Source organism: Sphingobacterium cavernae (genome assembly GCF_008520265.1).
GTDB classification, from domain to species: domain Bacteria; phylum Bacteroidota; class Bacteroidia; order Sphingobacteriales; family Sphingobacteriaceae; genus Sphingobacterium; species Sphingobacterium cavernae.
Genome location: NZ_VIQM01000089.1, coordinates 1 through 7,462 on the forward strand (window position 1 = coordinate 1; position 7,462 = coordinate 7,462).

The following is a 7,462-nucleotide window of genomic DNA, read 5'->3' on the forward strand; positions in this document are numbered from 1 at the left end:
CAAACTCATGGTAAGCCCGAGATATTCAACACCGATCAGGGATCTCAGTTTACATCTGAAGTTTTTGTGAAAGCCTTACAGAAAAATGAGATTAAGATATCAATGGACGGCAAAGGTAGAGCGCTGGCATTACATTTTGGATGTCTTCCCACGGAGCTAGATGCTGAACAAGTTCAAGACTACCTTTATGTCTTGCAGCAAAGAAGCAAAAGTCCTTCTCAAACGTATTTCAAGCATACTGTCTATAGTCTTCGATTTCTATTAAAAACCGAAAATCTTCCGTACGATCATCTTCATTTACCATCTATTTCCAAAGAAAAAAAGCTTCCTGTTATCTTGAGTCGAGAAGAGATTTGGCGTATGCTTCAACATGCGGATTTACTTAAACATCGTTTATTGATTGGATTGATTTATGGCTGTGGTCTGCGTTGTATGGAAGTGCGTAATCTATCCTTAAAACATCTTGATTTTGATCGTAAGCTCCTTCATATTGTTCAAAGTAAAGGCAAAAAAGATCGCTATGTTCCACTTTCTGAGCACCTTATTAGAGGGTTAAAAAGTTATATTTCAGCAGAACATCCTACTACCTTTTTATTCACAGGCAATAGCAAAGAGGGCAAAGATTTTGATTCGCGTTATAGCCAGCGTGGCGTTCAATGGGTTGTCAAAACCGTTTGTAAAAAGGCCGGTATCCTCAAGGAGGTACATACCCATACGCTACGGCACAGCTATGCTACGCATTGTTAGAAGATGGTGTGAATATTCTACAAGTTCAAAAGCTTCTGGGGCATGAACGGGTGGAGAGTACGATGGAATACCTCCATGTTTGTCAGTTAGCCCAACAACAAGTCCATAGTCCTCTTGATACCGTTTTTGCTTTATGCAGCCGCACTGGGAAGTAGCCGATGTGCTTGAAAAAGTAGATTTATCACATCAAAACTTTACGGTTCACCAACAGAAAACACTAAGAGCTTTAACGTTATGTAGAACAGCCGCTTTGGGTGGTCATCTCGACGCATGGGATGCTTGTGGCAACATAAGTATCAGCTACAATAGTTGTCGAAATCGACATTGTCCGAAATGTCAGGGGCACAAACGTGAGGAATGGATTGCCGCTAGAGCACAAGAGTTATTACCTTGCTGGTACTATCACTTAGTATTTACCCTACCCGATACATTGAATACTTTAGCACTTTCACATCCGCAGGTCATTTACCGCCTGTTGTTTGAAGCCACTTGGTCTACCTTATCTCAGTTTGGTAAAACCGAAGGATTACAATTGGGTATGATCTCGATTCTGCACACTTGGGGACAAAATTTGAGTTTGCATCCGCATTTGCATTGTATCGTTCCAGGTGGAGGTATCGATGAAAATGGGAAGTGGAGAGGTAAAATTAAAACAGATAAATATCTGTTTTCAGTGCAAGCATTGAGTAAAGTCTTTCGGGCTAAATATGTCGCGTTGTTGCGTAAAGAGAAACTCACCGACTCTGATATCATCGCAGGTTTGTTCGAAAAGAATTGGGTAGTGTATGCTAAACGACCATTTGGTGGAGCCAAGCCAGTGATAGAATACTTAGGACGCTATACACATAAGGTAGCGATCAGTAATCATCGGATAAAAAGCGTAAGCCATCAAGAAGTTACGATTAACTACAAAGACTATAAAGATGGAAGTAAAACCAAGGAACTGAAGTTGAAACATGAAGAATTTGCCCGACGTTTTAGCTTGCATATTTTGCCGCGCAGATTTGTTCGTATTCGTCATTATGGCATTTTAAGTAGCCGCTGGAAACGGGGTAGACTTCAGCAATTACAAGATGCGTTAAAAATTATTAGACCCCAAAAAGCAGCCAAAATGCAACATCTTAAATGCCGCTGTTGTCATGAAGGAAATTTGGTTACGATATTGACTTTTGGAAAGAGAGGTCCACCAAAAGGTTACCTTCTTGACCCTAAACGTGTTCCTGTAAATTAGCTTTTACGGGTAAGGGAACTTGTGTTCAGAAGTGAGGGTAATGAGCGTAGTAAACTGATTATTAAGAGTCAAAAGCCACGAAAAAACAAAAAGCAGGCCTCCACCTGCTCGAATATCTTCTAACCTAAAAATGAAAACTCCATAAAAATACGTGTCCAGTAACCGGTTCCGTTCAACGGGCTTTCATCTCTAGCCCTACGGGCAAGACGAAAGCTTAGTTATTGTGGGCAGTATTATTTTTTTAGATTTTCACTTCTTATTATTTTTTGAGAAATGTCAAAGTAAATTATATCTGATTGATAATATTGAGTTTTAGAGATTTCAAATTTGTCACATAAACCAACTAAACTTTGTTTTTTAATATACTCTACATCAAAGTAACTGTATAAAATATCATATTCATCTGAAACGCTAATTACCTTAAATGCAGTTTCACAAGTCAAACCATTTCCACTATAAACAATTACTTTTCTAAGCGCCCTATATCTATCTTGAAATTTTTTCCATTCCGATTCCGGTTTGTTGAGTTTATAAAGAGAATAAGCCATTAAATCATTTGCTTTTAGACTTACAGGATTTTTTAAAAGATATTTTTCACAGGCAGAAATTAATTCCTCAAATTTTTCATCTTTTTCTAATTTTGAAAGTTCGATTTCTTCTGATTGATTTTTTAAGTAATTTTCTTGAAAAGTAAATCCATAATATAATAACGCATATTCTTCAAGTTTCAAGTCTTTGTCAAAATCATTAAACTTCTTTAAAAGTTTTGGATAATAATTAGGAGAATTCTGGTTTTCAATTTTCTCTTTAATTTCAGAATAATTAATAGTTAGTTCATTCTGAGCATAGCCTTGTGAGAAAAATGAAAGAAGTATTAAAAATAAAAATTCTTTCATATATCTTTTGGTTAGTGTTATTTTATGCAGTGTCATTATAATATTGCCTACAACGGTTTGCGGCTTGGCGAAGGTGGCGATTTAACCACAAATGTTCATACGAAGCACACACTTCAAATTTACGAAAAACTGTCATACGAAGCACTGAACCGCCACTTTTGCCAAACCGCTGTTAGTGGCTGGGCTTCTTTGTTTTCCGTCTGTCAGCAACATTTTTTGTCCTGCTGAATTGGTGGACAAGCAACACTTCCGTAGCTACAATAAACACAGCAGTCGCCTTGTTTTGGTTTTAGAACTTGTTTGCATTTTTCACATTCGTAAAAATATTGGCAAGCGTCTGTCGGCATTGTTTCTTCTTTCTTATGTCCGCAGTTGGGGCAAGTTATTGTTGATTGTAATTTGATTTCCATTTTAATTTTCTTTTTTGTCGGTTACAGAATATCCTGTTGAGTTTATTGCTTTTTCGATTTCAGAAATATTTGTTTTTGAGTTGTCAAATTCTATGATTGCATTTCCATTTTCATATGAAGCGTTTGAACTTATTATTCCTGTCAATTTATTTACTTCGTGATTTACGTGTTCTTCGCAACTCGCACAAGTCATTCCGCTAATCGTAAATTTTACTTTTTGAATATTGGATTTGTCCACTACTATGATTTGCTTTTCTTTCTTTGGGTAGAAAATGCTTGAATAGTATGGAAAGGCAAGCATAACGATTGCAAATGCTGTTACAATTCCTAAAAACATTTTTGACTGAATGAATTTTGGTTTTTCTTCTGTCTCACAGTTGCAGTCAATTTGCTTTTTAGGTTTCAACTTTTGATACCAAGCAAAACCAAGAACCAAAATTGTCAAACCGATAAAATACGGTCTGAAAGGTTCGAGCCAAGAAAAAGTAGAAGCAAGTCCGCTTGTTCCTGCTACTAAAGCCAAGACTGGAGTAATACAACACAATGAAGCTGCAATTGCTGTTAAAAGTCCTGCTCCGATTAGTTTTTTGTCTGTTTTCATAATGTTTCTAAAATTTTGTTTTCGTCAAGTATTTTAAAAAACGGTTTCAGCATTTTTTCATACTCTTTTGTCAATGAGTAATAAATGGTTTGTGCTTCTCGTTCGGTTTCAATTAGTTTTCGGTCTTTGAGTTTTCGCAAGTGTTGTGAAATTGCCGAAATTGTCATACCAAGAATGTCGCTCATATCACAAACACAGAGTCGTTTTTCTTCATATAATAGAAAGAGAATTTTCAGTCTTACGTTGTTTCCCGCTAATTCAAGTCCGTTCGATAAATAGTCAAACGAGCCGTTGAGTTCTGAAACTCGGTTTTTACAGCGATTTATTTGTTTAATGTCCGCTTGTTGTCGTATGCAAGAATTGTTGTCCATATTGCAAAGATAGTTAATTTGTTTATTTAAGCAATTACTAAAATACAAAATATCAAAAAGAACCCGATTTGTCTGTCGGGTTGTGTCGTCATAGCCTTGCCACTAACGTTTTTCGGCTTTGCGTTCGGGCGGGTTTCAGAGCACTAAACTGTCAACCAGCACTGAACTTGAATAGAAGCACAAAGCTAGAAGTTTGCACTTCACCCCGCCTGACGCAAAACCCGTGTTATGTGCTGCCTTTCTATCGTCCATACATTTCATACAATGTATTTAATCCAAGTCCTTCGTTGTCGTGTTGTGCCCAAAAGTCTGTAATTGTGTAAATTATTTCTGTTCTTCCGTTTTCAGGTCCAAATTGATAGTCTGTTAGAAAACAAACTTTTTTAATTGGTGAATTGTCAAGTGCAAATTTCAGCAACTTATCAATGTCAGGTTTGAATTGTTCTAAAAACTTAAACCTAAATTGTTGGTTCGCTCCACTATTGTATGTCGGGTCATTTTCGTCATATTCATGAATAATTATGTCGCCAGGTTCAAAACTCCAGTCAACAATAGCTCCTGCAAAAAAGCCACCTTCTTTGTCGTCTTTAAAGTCAGGATTACCAATGTGAACTATTACTCCGTTTTGTTGTCGAAGCTGGTCGTAAAATAGTCCACGGTGACTTTCAAGTTTATGTTCTTCAATTATTGCAACGTCAAAGTCCGCTTGGTTAAGTCCAAGTCCTGTTGAGTTGATTGAAGCTATTTCTATTGTCGGCATTATTGTCTGTTTGTTGGTTTGCTAAGGTTGCACATAATGGCTCGGCGACTTGGCGAAGTAGCGAAGCTGTATCGAAGATACAAAAGCGGAGCTATTTAGCCAAGTCGCTTGTTGTAAGCAGTCCGCGAAGCGGCGGCTTACGGCAAGCGACGTAAGTCGCCGAGCCATTGTTAGCAAGGAGCGCAGCGGATTGCTAACAACATATTCTTTAGCGAAGCTAATATACAAAATATTTCGCCAATCCGTCTCTATAGACGCACTTCGCCTTACAGATCCAAAGACGATATAACAGACTATATTTTAACATGTTGACACAACATTAAATACCGTAAAGCGAAACAATTGATATGAATAAATCGTTATCTCTATATGGATAACGAAACTATACTGAAAACATTTGAAAAAAAGCTGACTACGCAAAGATATGCTAACAATACAGTTAAAGCATATAAAGATTATGCCCGTTTATTTCTCAAATATGTTGATAATTATCCCTCTTTAGAATCTATACCAATTACTATTATAGAATCCTTTATAAATGAAAAAGTTCAAAAAGAAAAAATCAGTATTTCCTATCAAAAAGGTTTAGTTGGAGCTATTAAGAAAATTTATGAATTGATACTGAATGAAAAAATTAAACTTGATTACTTATACCCTAAAAGACATTTAAACAAACTGCCAAAATTCTTTTCCAAAGAAGAGATCAGACTACTATTAGATAATACGGAAAACATTAAACATAAGGCCATATTAACAACTATATATAGCTGCGGACTACGCCTTAGTGAGTTACTAAACCTCAAAATAAAAGATATCCGATCATCTGATAAGATGATACGTATCAACCAAAGCAAAGGAAACAAAGACCGAATTGTTTCATTACCTGATAAGTTGCTAGATATTTTACGCGAATATTATCTAATTTATAAACCTAGCGACTATCTTTTTGAAGGAGAAAGAGGAAATCGATATAGTGAAAGAAGTGTTCAGCTTATTTTAAAAAAATCATTATCAATGGCTAAGATCAAAACCGAAGGTACAGTCCATACGTTACGACATTCGTATGCTACACATTTAATTCAGTCCGGTATTGATATTCGAATTGTTCAGGAATTACTAGGTCATGAGAATATCAAGACTACCATGATCTACACACATATCACAGATATTGATAAGAAAAAGACCCCAAGCCCACTAGATTTTTTATAATTTCTAAGATAAACACTATATGAGACTACCCTAATCTAGACTTACCTATCTTAATATTAAGTTGAAAAATAAGTAATTTTTGTCCGAAATAAGTCCGAAAATAGAAAAAGCCACTGATAATCAGTGGCTTTTGTCGGGGTGGCAGGACGAAAATCCCATCATTCAAATATCTATAAATCAACCAATTGACTTTCTAACAGAAGAACTACTCACCGTTTTACTCACATATAATTTGTAATTCGATAATACAAATATAGATATATTAAACAAATCGGCAATACATCTTGGCATCTATTTATTAGAGTAGTTTAATGAAAAAAATCATATTTCAAATTATTTATGAATAAGTAAAGAGGCACAGATAGAAATAGAAGAGAGCATAGATCAGGAAATAATGGGTAAAATCAACAAAAAACAACAATTCATGAAGTAGCGGTAATTGTATTAAACGAAACAAATGGCTTTGAATTGATAAAAACAAAAAGCATCTAACAAACACGTTATGTAAATTATCGATGTCCACCTTAAAGTAAAGGATCCTTTTGTTATTCTTCATGGCAAAGGAGGTAGAATAAGATCGATATATCTTCAGAAACGACTTGTGGATTGGCTGGAACGGTATTTGAAGTAGTTCCATGAATCGAACCCAAAACCTGATAACTTCTTGTTCTATTCTCCTTGTCATGGAATAAGAGCTAAACTGACACAACCTGCAGTGAGCAAGCGATTGAAGTTATATGCAAAAATCGCTCATGGAAGGTGCGAAGAGGTCCCCCCTCGACCTGCACAGTCATCTGTGGCGTCACAGCATGGCATGCCATTGGAGAGAAGATAATATCAATATCGTTGAAATCAAGGAGCTGATGGGGCACTCAAGCTTGCAATCCACAATGATATATCAGGATGTTACTAAAGAACAAAAAAAAGCGACCATTGAAACTCTCGAAGATACAGTAACCAAATCCATGAAAAAAAAGTGGAAACTACCCGTGAACAAGGGAATAGCTGCAATGTTTGGAATATAAACCGGGTAATGGTGATAATATTACCCCAACTTTTTGCTTGATAGGCGTTGACTATGATGCCATTAGGTGAAAGTTGGGATTACTGAAAAGAGGCTGTCTCAAAATAGGCAGCCTCTTTTTTGTATTTTATCACTCATATTATTTGCTTTAATCACCTGATTTTCATATCTTTAAGCTGCAATCAGATTGTTTTATGAGCAAAAGAGTACCTG

8 protein-coding genes and 2 pseudogenes are annotated in these 7,462 nt (G+C 36.1%); 5 read left to right on the forward strand and 5 right to left on the reverse strand.

Annotation, left to right across the window (positions count from 1 at the left end):
- The 3 genes and pseudogenes from FLS47_RS18315 to FLS47_RS16040 all read left to right on the forward strand — a co-directional run.
- Nucleotides 1–120, forward strand: a pseudogene (locus tag FLS47_RS18315) (IS3 family transposase); the annotation flags it as partial.
- 240 nt (nt 121–360) lie between these two features.
- Nucleotides 361–902: pseudogene (locus FLS47_RS19095) on the forward strand (tyrosine-type recombinase/integrase).
- Nucleotides 881–1,978, forward strand: a complete 1,098-nt coding sequence (locus tag FLS47_RS16040; protein WP_149915347.1) for an IS91 family transposase — start codon at nt 881–883, stop codon at nt 1,976–1,978. Before FLS47_RS19095 ends, FLS47_RS16040 begins: the two are co-directional and overlap by 22 nt.
- Before the next feature lie 233 nt (nt 1,979–2,211).
- On the opposite strand, the gene FLS47_RS16045 is transcribed toward FLS47_RS16040, so the two are convergent.
- The 5 genes from FLS47_RS16045 to FLS47_RS16065 all read right to left on the reverse strand — a co-directional run bounded on the left by FLS47_RS16045 (nt 2,212) and on the right by FLS47_RS16065 (nt 5,016).
- Entirely contained in the window at nt 2,212–2,874 is a 663-nt protein-coding gene (locus FLS47_RS16045; protein WP_188347462.1) for a DUF4919 domain-containing protein, read from the reverse strand.
- A gap of 203 nt (nt 2,875–3,077) precedes the next feature.
- Nucleotides 3,078–3,284, reverse strand: coding sequence for a GDCCVxC domain-containing (seleno)protein (locus tag FLS47_RS18900; RefSeq protein WP_069796431.1), 207 nt, complete (start codon nt 3,282–3,284; stop codon nt 3,078–3,080).
- 1 nt (nt 3,285) lies between these two features.
- On the reverse strand, nt 3,286–3,885 hold the full coding sequence (gene merTP, locus FLS47_RS16055) for a mercuric transport protein MerTP (RefSeq protein WP_055092307.1): 600 nt from the start codon (nt 3,883–3,885) through the stop codon (nt 3,286–3,288).
- On the reverse strand, nt 3,882–4,256 hold the full coding sequence (locus FLS47_RS16060; protein WP_149915349.1) for an ArsR/SmtB family transcription factor: 375 nt from the start codon (nt 4,254–4,256) through the stop codon (nt 3,882–3,884). Before FLS47_RS16060 ends, merTP begins: the two co-directional genes overlap by 4 nt.
- Nucleotides 4,257–4,497: 241 nt before the next feature.
- Nucleotides 4,498–5,016 carry a hypothetical protein gene (locus FLS47_RS16065; protein WP_149915350.1) on the reverse strand — a complete coding sequence of 173 codons (519 nt, stop codon included), beginning with the start codon at nt 5,014–5,016 and terminating at the stop codon, nt 4,498–4,500.
- Nucleotides 5,017–5,385: 369 nt separating this feature from the next.
- On the opposite strand from FLS47_RS16065, the gene FLS47_RS16070 reads away from it, so the two are divergent.
- On the forward strand, nt 5,386–6,225 hold the full coding sequence (locus FLS47_RS16070) for a tyrosine-type recombinase/integrase (protein WP_149915351.1): 840 nt from the start codon (nt 5,386–5,388) through the stop codon (nt 6,223–6,225).
- A 752-nt stretch (nt 6,226–6,977) separates the two neighbouring features.
- A complete protein-coding gene (locus FLS47_RS16075; RefSeq protein ID WP_188347463.1) occupies nt 6,978–7,250 on the forward strand; it encodes a tyrosine-type recombinase/integrase in 273 nt (90 codons plus the stop codon).
- Nucleotides 7,251–7,462: the final 212 nt, after the last annotated feature.

What these genes read in the sequence shown, in the direction of transcription:
- FLS47_RS16040 (WP_149915347.1), top strand. Translation starts at nt 881, where the DNA reads ATGCAGCCGCACTGGGAAGTAGCCGATGTGCTTGAAAAAGTAGATTTA.
- FLS47_RS16075 (WP_188347463.1), top strand. Translation starts at nt 6,978, where the DNA reads ATGGAAGGTGCGAAGAGGTCCCCCCTCGACCTGCACAGTCATCTGTGG.
- FLS47_RS16060 (WP_149915349.1), bottom strand. Translation starts at nt 4,256, where the DNA reads ATGGACAACAATTCTTGCATACGACAACAAGCGGACATTAAACAAATA.
- FLS47_RS18900 (WP_069796431.1), bottom strand. Translation starts at nt 3,284, where the DNA reads ATGGAAATCAAATTACAATCAACAATAACTTGCCCCAACTGCGGACAT.
- FLS47_RS16070 (WP_149915351.1), top strand. Translation starts at nt 5,386, where the DNA reads ATGGATAACGAAACTATACTGAAAACATTTGAAAAAAAGCTGACTACG.
- merTP (WP_055092307.1), bottom strand. Translation starts at nt 3,885, where the DNA reads ATGAAAACAGACAAAAAACTAATCGGAGCAGGACTTTTAACAGCAATT.
- FLS47_RS16065 (WP_149915350.1), bottom strand. Translation starts at nt 5,016, where the DNA reads ATGCCGACAATAGAAATAGCTTCAATCAACTCAACAGGACTTGGACTT.
- FLS47_RS16045 (WP_188347462.1), bottom strand. Translation starts at nt 2,874, where the DNA reads ATGAAAGAATTTTTATTTTTAATACTTCTTTCATTTTTCTCACAAGGC.